Origin of the sequence: Methanobacterium formicicum DSM 3637 (assembly GCF_000302455.1) — an archaeon.
In the GTDB taxonomy this organism is placed as follows: domain Archaea; phylum Methanobacteriota; class Methanobacteria; order Methanobacteriales; family Methanobacteriaceae; genus Methanobacterium; species Methanobacterium formicicum_A.
Window position 1 is genome coordinate 36,644 of record NZ_AMPO01000014.1, and the last position, 18,420, is coordinate 55,063.

The following is an 18,420-nucleotide window of genomic DNA, read 5'->3' on the forward strand; positions in this document are numbered from 1 at the left end:
CTCATATAATTTTTAATCTTTTTTTAAGGATATTTCACCAAGCTATGCTTTATTTTCAATAGATTTGAACTGTAAAGTTCAAATTACTATTTTGAAATTATTTGCTTAATCCACGTTTATCAATAACCCTGACTGCTTTTCCTTGGCTTCGAGGTAGTGTTCTTGGTTCTACCAGGGTTACAGTAACTCTCAAACCAATTTCATTGTGGATGAAGTTTTCTATTTTCTTTTTTATCCCCACTAACTCCTTCACCTCATCAGAGAAAAGTTCAGGTGATGTTTCCACCTGTACTTCCATTTCATCCAGGTGCTGGGGTCGGGTGACAATGATCTGGTAATGGGGTTCAATACCATCCATCTTCAGGAGAGCCTTTTCGATCTGGGATGGGAATACTGCCACTCCACGGATCTTGAGCATGTCATCGGTTCTTCCGGTTATGCGGTCCATTTTAACCATGGTCCTACCACAGGAACAGGTTCCTCTTCTGAGGCTGGTAACATCTTTGGTTCTAAAACGAATAATGGGCATTCCTTCTCTGGTCAGGTTGGTAAGGACCAGTTCTCCCTTTTCACCTTCTTCCAGTACTTCCTGGGTTTCAGAATCAATGATCTCCGGGTAGAAATGATCTTCCATAACATGTAGACCATCCTGCTCTGGGCATTCCAGAGCTATCCCGGGACCCATAATCTCTGTGAGTCCGTAGATATTATATGCTGGTGCATTGAAGCGTTTTTCAATCTCCTGGCGCATCTCTTCAGTCCACATCTCTGCTCCAAAACCAATGGATTTTAATTTCATATCCTCTCGTTCAAGTCCTTCTTCCTCGGCCACCTCTGCCAGGTAAAGTCCGTAGGAAGGAGTAACTATTAGAACCGTGGTTCCAAAGTCCTTCATTATCTCGATCTGTCTGCGGGTCTGTCCAGTTGAAATGGGTATAACTGTGGCCCCTATCTTCTGGGCACCGTAGTGCACCCCAAAACCACCGGTAAAAAGACCGTAACCATGGGTGTTCTGGATAAGATCCTCATCATCAACCCCAAACATGGTTAAACCCCTGGCCATTATTTCACTCCATGTTTCCAAGTCTTCCCGAGTATAACCGGAAACAGTGGGTTTTCCAGTGGTCCCTGAGGATGTGTGAACTTCTACAATCTCCCTTCTAGGAACTGCAAACATTCCAAAAGGATATGCCGCACGAAGATCGTCTTTAGTGGTTAAAGGTAATTTCTGGATGTCTTCCAGGGTTTCAATATCCTCTGGTTTAATTCCTGCCTCATCAAAACGTTTTTTATAATAGGGAACATTTTCATAGGCCCGTTTTACAACATCCTTCAATCGTTTAAGTTGTAATTTCTTCATTTCATCCCTAGATATGCACTCCACTTCTTCATTCCAGATCATTTAATCCACCGGCCAATATCTTCTTATTTTTTATTAAAATCAATTTAAATATTTTAATCAATATTTTATTTAATTATTGCCCTTCATTTAATCAATATCTGTATAAAACTTATTTATCCATGAATACTTTACGTTTATAATTTGAAGTTAGTTACCCATTCACATGGAAACTGTTTATAACTGTATCCATTTCGTTTTTATAATCCAGGAGTGGTTTGTCAAAGACGAAGATCACAAAGTATGCACTGTTGTTTTTCTGGAAGGCTATTCCCCGAGTGGTGAAAACCTTATCATTGGGTTTGTAGTTTGCTTCCAGTTCATAGGCAGTGGTGTTGTCAATGGTGAGATCGCCCTCGTAGTAGATCATACCTTTGGCTAAAATGTTTGAACGCCAACTGGCAACCCGGTATGTGAAATTTTGAGTTAACAAATCCTCCCTAAAGACAGAAAAACTGTTATTTTCATCATCTGTAACTGTAACTATTAATGAAGCTTGATCTGTAACGTTAGTAATATTCCAACCTTCAGGATAGTCAAATGAGATGTTACCATTGTCAAAATGGTTTTTAAGATTATTCATCTGGTTGGTGGCATTGTTGCTCTGGTTAGTGACAGTTTTATGATCACCCATAACCCACATTGCAGTGGTAACCACCAGGATAATTAAAATAATAATGCCAATAATACCCAAAATAGATTTTTTCCCCAGTATTTTAGGGATGATTTTTTTCAAATTATTAGAATTGAGTTTATCAGTTGATTCTGTGTGTGGTACTCTGAGCCGGGTAGGACCCCCATTTCCCTGTTTATCATCATTATTTATTTTGGATTGGAGGGAATTAACTTTACCTGAAAAGGAATTTTCTCCGTTTTTCAGTTTTAAAGAGCCAATTTTTTCTTTAATATCTGCACTGGCTTTTCCCAATTTGGATGTTGAATCCTTTTTCTTGGTATTGTTTCCTGGTTTTCTTAATCGAGGAGGACCATCTTCGCTCAATTATTTCACTACCCTTTTTCCTATTCTAATCAATCATTAATCTAAAAGATAAATATAACCCCATCTATTTTAACTCTATTTATCAGGGGCAATAATGGCTTTTTATTGTTAACATTATTTAAATTTTGATAAATGAGTATAAGCTTCATGTTTTAAGCATATATATGATATAATTCCGTGGATTGATAATAACCTTATTTATAAAAGTTTATATAATGTTGTCAGAGATTCAATAATCATTAATAATTATGATAAAATTATTGGACTTAGGTTGTGATTTAAGTGGATTTAATGATATTGAGTATTGTTGTTTTAATATTTCTCGTGATAAATGGGTATGTGGGTTATGTTGCCTGGCGTAGAACTAAGAATGCAGACGATTATCTTGTTGCAGGGAGGGAAACACATCCCTTCATCATGGCCCTGAGTTATGGGGCCACATTCATCAGTACCGCAGCTATTGTGGGATTTGGTGGAGTCGCTGCTAATTATGGTATGGGAATCCTGTGGCTGGTGTTTTTAAACATCATCATTGGAATATTCATTGCCTTTGTGTTCTTTGGAAAACGCACCCGTAAAATGGGCCATAATTTAGGTGCTTTAACCTTCCCCGAGTTCTTATCAAGGCGTTTTGACAGTAGATTTATCCAGTACTTCTCAGGTGCGATTATTTTTATTGGAATGCCGTTATACGCGTCGGTTGTGCTTGTGGGAATGGCCAGGTTTGTGGAAACAACGTTGAGTGTGGATTACAATATAGCTTTAGTTGTAATGGCTGTCATAGTGGCAGTATACGTTATTTTCGGTGGGATCAAGGGTGTGATGTACACCGATGCCCTGCAGGGTAGTATAATGTTTTTTGGAATGATATTCCTTCTCATAGCAATTTACTGGATACTGGGAGGAGTAACTGATGCCAATCAGGCACTCACCAATCTGGTGAATGTTGTTCCCCAAAAGGCAACTGCAGCTGCTACTGCAACCGGGTTCACTGGCTGGACATCCATGCCTTCCCTGGGGAGTCCATTCTGGTGGACTTTAGTCTCCAGTTTGATCCTGGGAGTGGGTATAGGAGTTCTATCACAGCCCCAGTTAGTGGTGCGGTTCATGACTGTTAAATCAAATAAGGAGTTAAACCGGGGAGTTTTGATCGGGGGAGTATTCATATTTGTAATGACATTCGGGGCCTACGTGGTAGGAGCACTTTCCAACGTCTACTTCTTCCAGACAACTGGACAAACTGCAGTGCAGGCAGCAGGGGGAAATTTGGATAAGGTTATACCTACATTCATAGCTGCGGCCATGCCTTTATGGTTTGCATATCTATTTATGATAGCACTCCTATCTGCTGCCATGTCCACCCTTTCTGCACAGTTCCATGTTCAGGGAACTGCCCTGGGACGGGACATATATGAGACTCTGGTGCGTAAAACTGGAGGATCATCAGTAAGAATGGCCAGGATAGGGATAGTAATTGCAGTTGTCATTGCAGTAATTCTTGGATTCATACTACCAGCCAGTATAGTTGCCCTGGGAACTGCCCTGTGGTTCGGTATCACTGCCGCAGCATTCCTGGCAATTTACGTGGCAGCACTCTACTGGAGAAGAGCCACCAAAGAAGGTGCAATTGCAGGACTAGTTTGTGGTGCTGTAACCAGTTTGATATGGTTGTTATTCGGCTTTAAAAAAACAGCAGAACCTTTAGGAATTTCCAATGCTTTAATGGGACAGTCAACCATCATCACATCTGTACCATGGCCAACTGTAGACCCCATGATCGTGGCCCTGCCAGTGGCAATTATCGTTACAATTTTGGTCAGTCTACTTACCAAACCCCCCAAAAAGGAGTTCCTGGATAAGTGTTTTGATGGAGTGGACCAGTCCCGGGGAAAATAATCCTCAGGATTTTAATCCTCTCCAATACTTTATTGAAAAATACAAATTTTTGAATGGTAAAATTTAGAAATGATAAACTGTTTGAAAATGATTAAAGCCTAAAATGGAGTATAATTGATTTCAATGAAACTTGTAAATTACCAGTATAAGAAAACCAGTAAACTTAGTTGGGCGGAAGTATTCCAAAATCTCCGTAATATAACTGTTCACACTTTCCAGACCGGATCCGTGATTATCAACCTGAAGGGCACTTTAAATCCAGATCATCCCCGTGCTAGGGATGTGGAAGACAAGGAAATCGAAGTCCCCATACTGGCACACTGGATACACCACCAGGAAAAAGGTGACTTCTTACTGGATGTGGGACTGGATTCATCTTACTTTAAAGACCCCTGCGGAGGATTAGAAGGAACTTCTGTTGATGAATATCAGCAGCAAGAAAATGAGAATATTGGCCACCATCTTGAAAAAAGAGGGATTAACCTTGAAATGGTGTTTTTAAGCCATTTACATTCTGACCATGCCGCTGGTGTGAGGGAACTTCCTAAAAATATTCCCTATGTAACTGGTAAGGGAGAGTATAAGGATTACCAGCCAGAAGTCCATGGTGATTTTTTAGAAGGTCTAAAAGAGTTATTTGAAATTGATTATTCTCTGGCACAGAACATGCCCTTTTTAGGACCCAGTGTGGATTTATTGGGTGATGGATCTCTATGGGCAATCCATACTCCTGGACACACCCCTGGACACAGTTCTTTCCTAGTGAATGGGGTGGATGGTCCTGTTCTCATGGCAATGGATGCTGCATTCATCCGTGAGAACCTCAAACTTGGTGTGGCTCCCATTGACTACACCGGGGATGTAGAGATGGCTCAGGAAACCCTGGAGAAGATTTTAACATTTTTAAGGTTGTATCCTCAGGTTAGGGTGGTTGCAGGTCACGAGGATTTAAAATAGTTTTAAAGTTTAAAATTATTATTCATACATCCAATGAATAACTAATAAAAATAATAAGAATTATTATTGTTTTTAATGATTGGAATAATTGATTAGCATTTTATATTGGGGTTGAAGAGAATGAAAAAACTTAATTTAGTAAGTTATTGTGGTCTTTATTGTGAAGATTGCTTTAATTACACGGGTTCCATTGCTGATTTAGCTCGGGACCTCAGGAAAGAGTTAAGAAAATCCAACTTTGATAAAGTGGTAGAAGCACTTCCCTTCAAAGAATTTGATAACTACTCTGAATGCTATGAATGTTTAGGAGGACTTGAGAACTTAAGGTGTGAAGGATGCCGGGATGGATCCAGAGCAAAGTTTTGTCATATTGCTCAGTGTGCACAGAAGAACGAATATCAAGGATGCTGGGAATGTGGTGAATTTGAAACATGCAAGGAATTTGAATTTCTTAAACCGCTCCACAAAGATGCAAATCTGAAAAATTTAAGAAAAATTAAAGAGCAAGGAGTTGAAGGTTTCCTTAATGGAAAGAGATATTGGTAAAGATCTTTCGTCCAATTCCCCCAATTCCATAATATAGTATAAATTACTTAAAAATAAGTAATAAAATGCAGCAAATACTATAAAAATTAGTATATTTGTCGTTAATATTTTCGGAAAATTGTTTTTAAAATATCTGAAATCTAAAAATACTACAATAATTAGTGCTAATAGTACATAGAATATATTTAAAATTAAATTTACCTTCTAAAATACCCCTCATATCTTTGATGGATTACACAATTGAAATTCGGATTGAATTAATACCTACTGTTTATTTTATTATGTCAAAAATCTATGTTTCTGGGTTAAGTGGTCAGAAGTTTATTTTGTTTTCCGGGCATTGTCTCTTTCTTGTGATGCTTGTTCTAGGCCCTGTTTCCAGGCTAGCAATCCCTTGAATACTTCTTCAATATCAACTTCTTTCCCATCAATAGTGGGTTTTTTGTATTCTATGGCACCTTCTGCTGAGAAATCATCTTCTGATATTAAAATTCCGAAGTCCCGTTCTATTTCAGGTTCAATAACATCCTCCAATGGGTTGTCAAGCCTTTCTTTGACATCTATTCTTAAACCCTCTAAAATATCTTCAGTATCTGAAGGTATTTCAGTGAATCCTATAACGATAATTTCCCGTTCATCAAAAGCATTTATCAAACTGTACATCTTATTCTTAGTACCAAATCCTACAGTATGATACCAAGCTTTGCGGAAATCTTCGTATGTTTTCCCATCTTTTAAGCGCCTTTTTATAATTGCCACGGTCATCATATTATCACTATTAATATATTTTGAATATAATTTGTTAAATAATTTGGTAATACTGCTGATAGTTACAATTCTATTCCAAAAAGCGTTATGCGGACATCATTGTTCTCAATGTAGGCTGGGGGCTGTTAAGATGTCTGAAAATTTTATTTAGGGTTTATATTACCTTTTATATCTAATTAGTTCCGTTTTAATAATTTTCAAAAAAGGGGTTATTTTTTTTATTTTTTCTAGATATTATTAATGAATTTTCCGATATAATTAGGACCTTTCTTTGCAAAAGTTAATGCGAACATCTTGTCTGCAGTCTAAGTGGGTTTGGCCATGAATTTTCAATATGAGAATATTAATTCATCTATATTATAATTGGAGATTATGTTGGATATTAAAACATTGTTAAGTAGAATTTTGACGTACTTTTTTAATGGCGGAGCCGATTGTACCACCAATGGCCCCTACAATTGCATATAAGATTATGACTATGGTGGCTTCTATTACTCCTGTAACTGGCCAAAGCTGTTTTCCTATGTCTCCTAACCCAATGAGGTATAAAATCAGTATGATTGATCCTCCTATAATACCACCTACCATACCGACTAGTGCTCCATGTATTGAACCGCTTTTATAACCTTCATTAACTCTGTAACCGACGATTATTGTTGCTAGGACAAATCCAATTACACCTCCAATATCCCCGGCAACTTCTCGAAGAATAAGCCATAAAATTAGTGATAACAATAAACCTCTTCTTACAGATGCCCATTTTATTTTTACCATATTGTGCCCCCTTCAAATTATGATAATAATATATTTTTGAGGTTATAAAAAAATGTAGCTTTGAAGTATCTTAGGTGTCAATGGGAAGAGTAGTAAAAACTTAATAATTAAGGGTAAGTGTTTTCGTTCTTTATCTATGATTTATGTTATAACTTACTAATCCTTAGTTATATTATTAATCAAACTCTTATAAAGCCATTGTGATAGATTTGTAAATTTACACACCAGATCAGACACTCTGTTGATGGTTGGTGAAATTATAGTAACATTTTTGGTATATAACGATAATATGTTAGTGGTTAAATTGATAGGGGGTGTAAGAAAATACTTTGAGATTATCAAACATTAATATTAAAGTAATAGAGATTAGGAAATTTTTATAAAATTAGCTTATAATTTCACAATTTAAATTATGCACTTGGAGGCTGTTAATATGGAAGATTATAATATAATATGGAAGGCGGGCATTGCTTTTATAGGTCCCATGTTATTGGTGCTTTTAGCATGCTTTAAATATACGGATCCTAGTTTCACATGGTTGTCATTCTTATTTTGGGCTTTGTTGCCATTGCTTATGATCCATGAAACCGAAGAATATGTTATTAGAGTTAATGGAGGAATTACTGAAGGTGGATTTCAAGAATATTTCAATACAAAGACTTTCGCTAGATTAAATCCTCCACGAGCGGATTATCCTCTAACTAACGGATATGAATTATTTACTAATGCGTTTGCATGGTTCTTTGCTATAACCAGTGCATTGACAATATACATAACACCGTGGGTTGGAATAGGTCTCATCGTATTCCTTTTCATAATGAACGGAATTATGCACACTGCAATATTCCAATTTACAGAGAAAGGACCTAATCCTGGCTTTTATACTACTTGGTTAATCTTAAACCCTTACTCAGTGGTAATACTATTCTATGCATACACAATCAATGCCTTTACTACATTGGATTATATCGTGGGCATTATATTCGGATTCCTAGTTTTCCTTGCATTTCTTTTAACCACAAGAAGTAAACTTAAGTCCTTTGAGCTATCACAAGAACCTGGAGAATCACAAAAATAAGATTGGAACTTAATTTTAAACTTAGTAGTGTAAAATTTAATTTTACACCAATTTTTTTAAAATAGATCTAACTCTAGAAATTATTTGAAAATCTGTCTAAAAATTGAAAATTATTATTTTTCCTCTTTCTATGAAAAAAAGTAAATTTTGTAAAAAAATTGAAGGAATAACAACAAAAACATTCGATTTGACAAAATTTATTAATTATAATATACTTTTGCACAGTTCAAGGTTTAACTTGTCAGTATAAATTGAACTAAATATAATTTCTATTTGAGAAATAGTAGAAAAGATTAATTTAAGCGGTCTTTTTAAAAAAAAGGGTTATTTATAACCCTGCTCTTTCAACAATTATATCTGCAACATCTTGGGCTGATTTGAATGGGAAATCATCTGCAGTTAATACTTGTCCTGCATCTCCAGCTTTCAATTCAACATCACCTGATTTACAGGTGGTTTCTGCCCCATCTGGAAATGAGGATAACAGTGCTTCTGGTGTTTTTATTGGGAAATCGGCTCCTGCCAGTGCTCCCACAATCTGTGCATGTATTTCTTCTTTAACTCCCATGTTTATCATCTCCGTGGTTTAATTAATCACAACCATAACTATAGTTAATTATAAATATATACTAAACCGTCATTAAACTATACTAAGTATATTTTTATACACAAATGTAACCTTAAGGGTCAGAAACCTTTATTATCTGCCTATTCTCTAATATAAAACACATGGAAAATGTGAATAAAATGAGTGATTCGGGACTATACAATACTCCTGCTAAATTGGAGGCAATACACCGTGATATCAAACGGTTAATGGAACGATCCAACCAGGAATACCTAAATCTAATGATGACCAATATAAGGAAGGATTTTCTGGCTTCATTAACTGCTTATATTGATGGTGACATTGAAAAAGGTCTTGAAAATGGAATGGTTAATCCATGTCCCATGAGGGACACGTGTAAATCCATATTCACGGATTTTTTAGAGGATAATTCAAAAAACATACGTCATGGGAACATTTCCAATGAGGTTATCACTGGGAAAAGGGATGAACTAAGCAAAATACGAAAAAAGGCCTCTTTTGATGATTGTGATATATGTTTTAAGGAAGTTGACTCCCTTTTTGAGAAACAGTTAAAACTCATAGGTTCTTTACAGATATACAATTCTAATGATGAAATAAAAACAGAAATTTCTGCTATTAATGAGGAAGAAATTGTTAAAAGTGTACTCGAACCGTTATCCAATAAACTGAGACTGCAAATACTAAAATCTATGGCCTCCGAAACTCATAGTTTTTCAGCACTTTCTGAACTAACTGGACTTCGCGGTGGTAACTTATTATTCCACATCCAGAAACTCATGGAAAGTGATCTCATCATCCAGAGACATGAAAGAGGAGACTACATGATCACTAAAAAAGGATTTAATCTAATTTCACTGCTTTCTGATTTTCAACAGTGCCTGGAAGATTAATACTCCATGTTATTCGGGTATTTGTATAATAATAAGACTATAAATTCTTTTATTTTACTTAAATTACTTAAATCCCCATTCAATTTTTAAACATCATTACCAGTTTCTGACTCCCAAATTTCAATACAATCTTCTATGGTTAAAGAAGTAGGACTTTCCACAATTTCTGATTCTAATTTGGTTTTTTGAAGAGAATCTCTCAGGGGACCATACATATTGGCTGCTTTAAGCTTGATTCCCCTATGGTTTAATTCATCGTAGAGATCCTCTAACATTTCAGTTCCAGAATGATCAATGAAGGATGTTGCCTCAAAATCGAGAATAAGTAATTTTGTATCTGTATATTCATTATCTACCATGTCAAGAATGGTATTTTTTATGTCTTCAGTGTTTAGGAATATTTGGGACCCATCAACCCTTACAATGAGTATTTCTGGGATTATATGTGCTTCTGGACGTCGTTTAATATCTAAAAACTGATCTTTACCCGGCATTTTTCCCAGCACTGCTATGTGGGGATTATACATTTTCTTAATCAACCCCACCACTGATAGTATTACTCCAATCACAATGCCTTCCAGTGCTCCAAAGAACAACACAACAAGCAAGGTAACTATGGCAATAGCGAATTCTATCTTACTGAAACTGTAGATCTTGCGAAAGTGAGGTAGATCCACCAGGCCCTTTATAATAAATATTACAATGGCTGCCAGTATGGTCTCAGGTAAGTTGGTAAAAATGCCGGTTAAAAATAACAGGACCATTAAAATAACTAGTCCAGATATAGCTCCTGCCAGCTGGGTTTTAGCACCACTATCATTATTTATTGCAGTTCTAGATAGTGCCCCACCTATAGGTAATCCCTGGAACAGCCCTACAGCAACATTTGACATGCCTAAAGCTAATAATTCCTGGTTTTTATCAATTTTATAACTATTTTTTGCTGCGTATTCGGCTGCAAATAAATATCCTTCCATGTAACTTATGAGAAAGACAGTGACCGCCAGAGTAATTAAAATATTCACATCCAAAAGGGAAGGATCGGGAATTACAAGAGATGGTAATCCCTGAGGGATTTGACCAACCACATCCACTCCCAGAGCAGTTAAGTTGGTAAAAGTGATGAGTACAGTTGATCCTAAAACCAGAAAGAGTGTGTTGGGTAATTTAGGGAATTTTTTGGTTGCCAGGTACAAAAACAGGAGCCCACCCATACCAACTGCAAGAGAAGCTAAGTTAGTTTGATCTATATGGATTAAAAAGTAATAAATGCGTTGAAAAAAAGTTCCGGAACCGCCAGATATTCCGAATAACTTAGTAATTTGACCAGAAGCTATGAATAATGCTATGCCTGCCAGGAAACCAGTTAAAACTGGTTTAGATATGAATTTAACTATGAATCCTAATCTTAAAACCCATGAGGCCATGGCCAGAAGGCCAGCTATAACTGCTATCAGGGATGCTATCATGGCGTACTGGGTAGCATTGGGAATCATCAAAGAGCCCAGTGTAGAACCAACCAGTATGGAAAGGGTGGAGAGGGGCCCCACTGATAACTGGCGGGATGTTCCAAAAATGGCATAGACTAAAACCGCAACCATGGCAGAATATAAACCTATTTCTGGCGGTAAATTAGCTAAAGATACATATGCAATGGATTCAGGGATTATAAAAGCACCAACAGTAATCCCAGCTATTATATCTGGCCGTAACCAATCCTTATTGTAGTTTCGGACCCACCTGGTTATGGGAAGGTACGATGAAAGGGATTTCATAGTAACATCCTGCAAAGTTTAAAAATTGTTTTAAATAAATATCTGTCGATCTTTTTAATTAAAATTAATCAATTTATAGCATTATAGGGATTAAACAAATAAAATTTTACATTTTTTAATTAATCATTTTTTTATAATATGATTAAATGATAAAATTGATTATTGTTCACACTATACCTTTTAACATAGTTGGATTTGGTAGATGATATGGATAAAGATAAACAAGAAAAGATTCCTGATGAAGAGGAAAAGCTATCTGCTGAGATGGAAAAACAGTTATCTCCCCGTAAATCTTTATTTAGAATTTTAATTGCAATTCTTGCATTCCTCTGGTTCCTGGTAGGTGGTTCAGCTCAAACAGTCCTATCCCTATCTGGGGGAGCAATGGGCCTATCTGGTGTGGTTACATTCCTCCTTAAAAATCCAATTTCATTTTTAATAATAGGGTTTATAAACGTTTTTTTAGGTTTAATCCTGTATATTTTTGCCATTTCATTTATTCTGGTATCAATTTTTCATTTTTTATGGTCAATCAGATGGTTTTATGGTTATAAAAAATACAGACATTTAAAAACCCCCCAACAAATACCGAACGAATGAAAATAAGGTTATCTAAATATTGAATTAGTTTGAAAACTGCATTTAGGGTTATGATCTGGCAGTTAAGTTATTTGAAGTAGTATTTGGCTATGAGATTTAGTTCATTGGACCATGTGAATTTGCATCCTGTTATTTGATTAGTATTTGGGCTGTGAATTTGTATCTGGTTATTTGATTCAATAGTTAGACATAATAACCAAATTTATGGCAGAATATATTTTATTTTTCATTTTCATCTATAACTTTCTGTACCAGGGCTGAGTCAACATAGGCCCGGACTTCAACAATGACATCGTTTTTGAAGTAAACTACCCAGCAATAAGTGTTGTTAAATGGTTTTCCATTTAAAGCTGTGGAAATGGATTCCATCTCTACCACTGCAGTATCATCCTGAAGGAGAATATTTTTGACCTTTAAAATCACTCCTTCTTCCAGTATCCTGTTTAATCGCCTGAATGTATGGGAAATGAAATCTTCTTTATTAAGGTAAGTTCCAGCAAGGGGATGAGTGCCCATAACAGTCCATGAAACATCATCTGAAACATGTTTGAAAAAAATGTCACTGTTCCCTGTTTCGAGATTTTTAAATAGATTCTCCACCTTTCCAATGTTCATCATTTTTTCACTCCTTTATCATTCAAGTGTTTATTTTAAAATCTAAGAAATACCCTTTTTAAAAATGAGATGGATTTAATCTCTAATTTAAATCAATGCAAACCCTAATTTATCAATAGGGGCCTTATTTCCTATCAATACTAAATTCTTTCTTTGTAAGTTAATTTTGAAAAAATAATTTTGAACATGGCACCCTGACTTCGATTGAGCTCTATTTCACCATTAATTTGACCAACTAAACTATTAACGAGTTGCAGACCCAGTGATTCTGTATTTTTAAAATCAAGATCCTCTGGGAATCCAATACCGTTATCGCTGATGATCAGTTCATAATATTTTCCACGTAATTTGAGTGATAAAATGATTTTTCCTCCCCTTCCCTGGGGGAATGCATATTTAAGGCTGTTGGATACGAGTTCGTTGATTATGAGTCCACAGGGTACTGCTGTTTCTATATTCAGATTCACATTATCAATTTCAATTATGGGTGTGATCTGACTTGCGGGAGTTGAATATGATGCGAATAAATCTTTAACCAGACTTTGAACATAGTCAAAGATGTTTATGCTGGTTAAATTATGGGACTGGTATAATTTTTCATGGATCATGGCCATGGACTTAACCCTGTTTTGACTCTCCATGAGGATGTTAACTGTCTCTTCTTCATCTACATACTGTTTTTGGAGATTTAAGAGACTGGAAACAATTTGCATATTGTTTTTAACCCGGTGATGGATCTCCTGCAGCAGGACTTCTTTTTCTTTCAGGGACTCTTTAATTTTATTTTCTGCTTTTTTACGTTGGGTTATGTCGCTGCAGATCAATAAAACATGGGTGATTTCACCATGAATTCTTATAGGGCTTTGTTTAATTTCAATCCAGCGAATTTTACCATTATAATCATATATTCTGGATTCATAAGGGGCAATTGTTTTGCCAGTAACAAAATGTGAAAATATTTCCCGGTGAGATACAAGTTCTTCTTCAGGAAAAATGGTCAAATCAATAAAGTGTTTTCCCACTAACTCCTTTTTTGACAGGCCTGTGATCATGGTAGCTGCAGGATTCACATCCAACAGATAACCATCCAATCCCAGTAATATGGTATAGTTAGGATCAGATTCAAAAAGAGCCCTATATTTTTCCTCACTCTCTTTTAAAGCTTCTTCAGCAAGTTTTTGATCGTTTATGTCCTCTATAAAACCTTCCAGAGACAATTCTCCATTTTCATCTTCAACACCTACTCCTCGCTCCCAAACCCATTTAATCTCATTTTGACGAGTTACTATCCTGTAAGTGGTTTCGTAAGGTTCACTTTTTTCAAGGGCATTTTGAACTGTGCTCCAAACATGTTCACGATCTTCCTCAAAAATCAAATCATTATATGCTTTTATATCATTGTTGATAATTTCTGAAGGGTCATAACCGGTTATTTCTTTGCACTGATGACTTATAAAAGTCATTGTCCACTTATTATCATTTAGGCAATGGTATACCATGCCGGGTAAGTTTGAAATAAGGTTAGACCACTGGCGCTCGCGTTCTGTGGAATCTGGTATGGTTTCAATGAGTGATCTGTACTTTTCTTCACTCTCTTTTAACTCTAATTCTGCGGTCTTTCTTGAAGTTATATCCTGAAAAAATATGTTAAACCCATTTTTACTGGAAAAAACACGAACAGTATACCAATTTTTAAGGGGAGGTTCATCAAAAACAGCTTCAAATTCAAATTTCTCTCTTTCTGTAAATTCTTTTTTATTAACTAGCTGGAAGTATACCTCATGAAAAACATTATTTTGGGTTTGTGGAAAAGCTTCTAGAAAAGTTTTACCAATAATATTTCTTTTTTCCCTTCCTGAAAACTCTTCTGCGAGTTTATTAATGTATGTTACTCTAAAATTAGGGTCTATGGAAATAAAAACATCACTAATGTTTTCTAATATTTCTACAGGCACATCAATTCTGTTTTCAGGAGACAAAGTTAACCCTCACTTCGTTATAATTTATACTAGTTTATATATTTTTTATCATATCTATAAAAATTTATTTTATTACTTAATGTTTATGTGCAGGTTTTTAGAAGAGAAAACTTAATTAAGTATAAATCCTTTAATTAGAAATTTAAGTATGACTTGCGGATTTTATTATTCATTAAGTAATATAAAAATATAATTAATAAGAAGAAATGGTATGGTCTAGACGATTTATTCCTATTCCTGCAGTGTGGATGGTTAATTAAAGTATTTGCATATGGTTTTATGTGATATTTATGGAAGGTGAAGGTTTACTCTGGTGGTTGATAGCTGGAACGCGCGGGGGAATCAATCGAGCCAAAATAATCAATGAACTCAATTCAAGACCATATAATGCTAATCAGCTTGCTAAATGTCTTAAATTAGATTATAAAACTGTTAAACATCACTTGAATGTTCTGGTCAAGAATAATATAGTAATGACATGTGGCGACGGACAGTATGGGACTGTTTACATGCTTTCATCTACAATGGAGGAAAACTTCGATTCATTCAAACAGATATGGAAAGAATCTGAAAAAGAATAGATAAAAAAGAATAGATATTTATAAAGGAGAAGATTGGAATGGTATTAAGATATCTGGGTATGGCAGTTGCGTTAGCTAACATATCAATTATAATTATTTTGCTTTCCATTTACTGGAAGAATTACCGGAAGTGGAAATCAGAATATACACTGGGACTTTTAATATTTGGAACTTTCTTACTAATCCAAAATCTACTTTCCATGGGGTTTCTGGCTCCTCCGCCTCCAATGCCTTCGGGAGGAGAACATGGAAATGATTATTCTCTTTTACTTATCAACATAAGTCAGTTAGTAGCATTAAGTGCTTTATTGAAGATAAGCTGGAAATAATCTAAAACCATTCCTTTCTTATTTTTCTTTCTCAATCAATTCTTAGTTTCCTTTTTTCAGGGTTTTACAGCATCGACTTTAAGTTATTCTTCTTAAATTTTAATACATTCTCCTTTAATATTCTACCAAATTTCACTCAATTTGGAGTCTTTTATAAATCTCTTATCAAATCAAAAAAGTTAAAAAAATCATTTGTTTTATTTATATCCAATATTTATAGTTTATTTATTCTTTTTACATATTTTAAGTAATTTTTAACCTATTTAGAACTTAGATTATGTTTTTTTTATTTTTTTCTTAATGTTCAATTTAATAATTGTGTTCCTCAAAATTGGGAGAGATTTGGGTGTGGACTGTACGGAACCGGTAAAAATTCGGTTAAATATGGGAAAAACTATTTTTATGCATTAAATCTAGAAAATAGACATCAAGAGGCATAAATAATGCCGGAGGGTTTATAATTAAAGGAATTAAAATAAAAGGAATTTTTTTAAGTAAAAATAAATTATTCATGTTGCTGCTGGTCATTGTGATTTTAGTATCAGCCATGACTCTGGTAGTGGGACTTCCGGGTGATTCGGATGAAATAAACGTGAATAACTCAGATAATCGCGTTTCAACGGTTAAAGTTTTAATATTTGATGGTGATGGTTCAATGGAAGAAAGTGTAGCTGGTTTAAAGGCCTGCCTGGATGAAAGTAACAGTATGAATCTTTCAGGTGGCATATATTTTGACTATGACACCAGCAGCCAAATAAACTCCAACACATTATCTGGCTATGATATTTTGATAATACCTGGAGGAAACTCTGCTACCTATATTCAGGGCAGCAATATTGATGATGAGGCAATTAAACAATTTTTAAACCAGGGTAAAGGATATCTTGGAATATGTGCAGGGGCTTACGCAGCATCTAACAGTGTTGATGGGGATTATTCCGGATGGGGACTTGCTTCACAGGTAAATACCATTGACGTAAGTTATGATGGATTAGTTGAAATTACACCCACATCCTCCGGGAGCAAGTTGTTGAATTCATCTGAAACTAGTCTTTACCACCAGAATGGTCCTGTTATGTACGCAACAGGCTCCAGTGCATCTTCATTTGCCAGTTATTCTGATAATGGAACTGGCTATCAGGGTTATTCTGCAATTATGGGTGAAAGTTATGGTTCAGGTAGAGTTCTTTTAAGTGGTTCTCATCCTGAACTCGATCCTCAGAATTCACAACTACTGGTCCAAATGATATTATGGACCACTAAAAAATCATGATAACCATTTTATTTGGTTATATTGGGGCTCTAAGATTATCTTTTAAAAAAATATCTCGCTTCAACCGCTTAAAAAGACTTAGAGCCCCTGATATTACTAAAATTTAAAATAACACTATGAAGGTAGGGGAAGTACTATGACAAGTTTCACTATTTTTAAGAATGATAATCCAATTTCTAAGATTCGAATCATCCAATATTTTAAAAATAATTACTGGTTATTAATGTTATTTGCCATTTTTACGTTCTCTTTTGTGCTTGATATATTTGTTTTAACCCGTTATTCTTTATCTTATGGGATAGATGGTGCATTTTATGATATTCAAGTCCGTAATATACTGCAACATGGATTTCCAATGAGTAACGATCCACCACTGGCATATTATTTATTAACTCCATTTGTACTCCTATTTGGTAACTCCTTTTTAGGAATCAAAATAGGAATGGCCTTAATGGGATCCTTAATGGTCCTACCTGCCTATTTACTCACTGAATGTTACACCAAAGAAAAAGTGGGAGGATCTAAGATTCCTGCACTCTTAAGTGCTTTTATGGTCACGGTTAATGTAAATTACTTCGCTCTTATAGGAGATTTTCTGCAGAACCTGGTTGGGGTTCTTTTCCTTGTAGTGTTCCTGTATTTTGCAGTGATGTGGTTTGCAGATATTAACCAGTGGAAAAAATACGGTGCTCTAACAGTTCTCTTTTTATGCCTCAATCTTTTAACTCATATTTACACAGGAGCAGTGGCAGTCACCATATTTTTTTCACTTCTAATTTTCAGCATAGTGTTCAAAACATATAAAATCCGAAAATTACCCTTATTTGACCTTAAAATTTTAGGAATGGTAAGCGCCCTGGTTTTGGCCTTTTTCACAGTCCTCTTTTTGACTTATCCGGTTATGTATACCAAATTCAGCACTGTGATGTTATCGTTTATCAGCTCTTCCACCACGCAAACCGGGGTTACGGGGAGGGGAGTGACCAGTCCAGTTTCAGGAATAATTTTCTTAAGTCTTCCTTACATGCTGGGAATCGTAGCTGCTGTAATTATACTTTACAGGGGTTTGAAAGAAAAAATAACTTTAATGCCTGTGAGGATGGATAAAACCACAGCCAAAAGGGATAAAACAAAGTTGGAGATGGTTAAAACCACATTGGGTTTGGATAAAGCCACATTGGAGATGGGTAACGCCACAATTAAGATGGATAACACCCTTCATGATAATAATAAAATTCTCTATAAAAACTTCCACTCTAAAATGAATAAAAACACACTGCTTGTATGGGCCTATATTTCAATGGCTGTTTTACTGGCAGTTCTAGTATCAATACCTGCATCAGATTACCAGTCTAGATTTTTATTAAT

General features: G+C 35.4%; 18 protein-coding genes. 10 read left to right on the forward strand and 8 right to left on the reverse strand.

Features of this window, described 5'->3' with window-relative positions; genetic code table 11:
- Positions 1-97: 97 nt before the first annotated feature.
- Together A994_RS12495 and A994_RS12500 are read right to left on the reverse strand one after the other, a co-directional pair.
- Complete coding sequence (locus A994_RS12495) at positions 98-1,402, reverse strand: phenylacetate--CoA ligase family protein (RefSeq protein ID WP_004032032.1); 1,305 nt, start codon at positions 1,400-1,402, stop codon at positions 98-100.
- Between the two features lie 151 nt (positions 1,403-1,553).
- A complete protein-coding gene (locus A994_RS12500) occupies positions 1,554-2,399 on the reverse strand; it encodes a PsbP-related protein (protein ID WP_004032033.1) in 846 nt (281 codons plus the stop codon).
- A 282-nt stretch (positions 2,400-2,681) separates the two neighbouring features.
- Here A994_RS12500 and A994_RS12505 point away from each other — a divergent pair, with 282 nt between their 5' ends.
- From A994_RS12505 to A994_RS12515, 3 genes are all read left to right on the forward strand, one after another.
- Positions 2,682-4,295: a sodium:solute symporter family protein gene (locus tag A994_RS12505; RefSeq protein ID WP_192812720.1), complete on the forward strand. Its 1,614-nt coding sequence runs from the start codon at positions 2,682-2,684 to the stop codon at positions 4,293-4,295.
- A 123-nt stretch (positions 4,296-4,418) separates the two neighbouring features.
- On the forward strand, positions 4,419-5,252 hold the full coding sequence (locus tag A994_RS12510) for an MBL fold metallo-hydrolase (RefSeq protein ID WP_004032035.1): 834 nt from the start codon (positions 4,419-4,421) through the stop codon (positions 5,250-5,252).
- 120 nt (positions 5,253-5,372) lie between these two features.
- Positions 5,373-5,798, forward strand: a complete 426-nt coding sequence (locus A994_RS12515) for a DUF3795 domain-containing protein (RefSeq protein WP_004032036.1) — start codon at positions 5,373-5,375, stop codon at positions 5,796-5,798.
- Positions 5,799-6,119: 321 nt separating this feature from the next.
- On the opposite strand, the gene A994_RS12520 is transcribed toward A994_RS12515, so the two are convergent.
- Positions 6,120-6,563, reverse strand: a complete 444-nt coding sequence (locus A994_RS12520; RefSeq protein WP_004032037.1) for a hypothetical protein — start codon at positions 6,561-6,563, stop codon at positions 6,120-6,122.
- Between the two features lie 396 nt (positions 6,564-6,959).
- Entirely contained in the window at positions 6,960-7,340 is a 381-nt protein-coding gene (locus A994_RS12525; protein WP_004032038.1) for a DUF5518 domain-containing protein, read from the reverse strand.
- A gap of 433 nt (positions 7,341-7,773) precedes the next feature.
- Here A994_RS12525 and A994_RS12530 point away from each other — a divergent pair, with 433 nt between their 5' ends.
- The gene (locus A994_RS12530) at positions 7,774-8,418 is read left to right on the forward strand and encodes an HXXEE domain-containing protein (RefSeq protein ID WP_004032039.1); all 645 of its coding nucleotides are present in this window, start codon (positions 7,774-7,776) and stop codon (positions 8,416-8,418) included.
- Between the two features lie 328 nt (positions 8,419-8,746).
- Here the strand turns inward: A994_RS12530 and A994_RS12535 are convergent, their stop codons facing one another.
- Positions 8,747-8,986, reverse strand: a complete 240-nt coding sequence (locus A994_RS12535) for an MTH865 family protein (protein WP_004032040.1) — start codon at positions 8,984-8,986, stop codon at positions 8,747-8,749.
- Positions 8,987-9,165: 179 nt separating this feature from the next.
- Here A994_RS12535 and A994_RS12540 point away from each other — a divergent pair, with 179 nt between their 5' ends.
- Positions 9,166-9,900, forward strand: a complete 735-nt coding sequence (locus tag A994_RS12540; RefSeq protein WP_004032041.1) for a winged helix-turn-helix domain-containing protein — start codon at positions 9,166-9,168, stop codon at positions 9,898-9,900.
- A gap of 86 nt (positions 9,901-9,986) precedes the next feature.
- On the opposite strand, the gene A994_RS12545 is transcribed toward A994_RS12540, so the two are convergent.
- Entirely contained in the window at positions 9,987-11,675 is a 1,689-nt protein-coding gene (locus tag A994_RS12545) for a SulP family inorganic anion transporter (protein ID WP_004032042.1), read from the reverse strand.
- Positions 11,676-11,882: 207 nt separating this feature from the next.
- Between A994_RS12545 and A994_RS12550 the strand changes: the two genes are divergently transcribed.
- Complete coding sequence (locus tag A994_RS12550) at positions 11,883-12,275, forward strand: hypothetical protein (RefSeq protein WP_004032043.1); 393 nt, start codon at positions 11,883-11,885, stop codon at positions 12,273-12,275.
- A gap of 219 nt (positions 12,276-12,494) precedes the next feature.
- On the opposite strand, the gene A994_RS12555 is transcribed toward A994_RS12550, so the two are convergent.
- Entirely contained in the window at positions 12,495-12,890 is a 396-nt protein-coding gene (locus tag A994_RS12555) for a nuclear transport factor 2 family protein (protein ID WP_237739757.1), read from the reverse strand.
- A gap of 140 nt (positions 12,891-13,030) precedes the next feature.
- Positions 13,031-14,869, reverse strand: a complete 1,839-nt coding sequence (locus A994_RS12990) for a PAS domain-containing sensor histidine kinase (RefSeq protein ID WP_004032045.1) — start codon at positions 14,867-14,869, stop codon at positions 13,031-13,033.
- A gap of 290 nt (positions 14,870-15,159) precedes the next feature.
- Here A994_RS12990 and A994_RS12565 point away from each other — a divergent pair, with 290 nt between their 5' ends.
- From A994_RS12565 to A994_RS12580, 4 genes are all read left to right on the forward strand, one after another.
- Entirely contained in the window at positions 15,160-15,450 is a 291-nt protein-coding gene (locus A994_RS12565) for a winged helix-turn-helix domain-containing protein (protein WP_004032046.1), read from the forward strand.
- Between the two features lie 38 nt (positions 15,451-15,488).
- Complete coding sequence (locus tag A994_RS12570) at positions 15,489-15,779, forward strand: hypothetical protein (RefSeq protein ID WP_004032047.1); 291 nt, start codon at positions 15,489-15,491, stop codon at positions 15,777-15,779.
- A gap of 529 nt (positions 15,780-16,308) precedes the next feature.
- The gene (locus tag A994_RS12575) at positions 16,309-17,052 is read left to right on the forward strand and encodes a BPL-N domain-containing protein (RefSeq protein ID WP_004032048.1); all 744 of its coding nucleotides are present in this window, start codon (positions 16,309-16,311) and stop codon (positions 17,050-17,052) included.
- A gap of 223 nt (positions 17,053-17,275) precedes the next feature.
- Positions 17,276-18,420: glycosyltransferase family 39 protein (locus tag A994_RS12580; protein ID WP_192812721.1), on the forward strand; the 1,145-nt coding region annotated here is incomplete at its 3' end.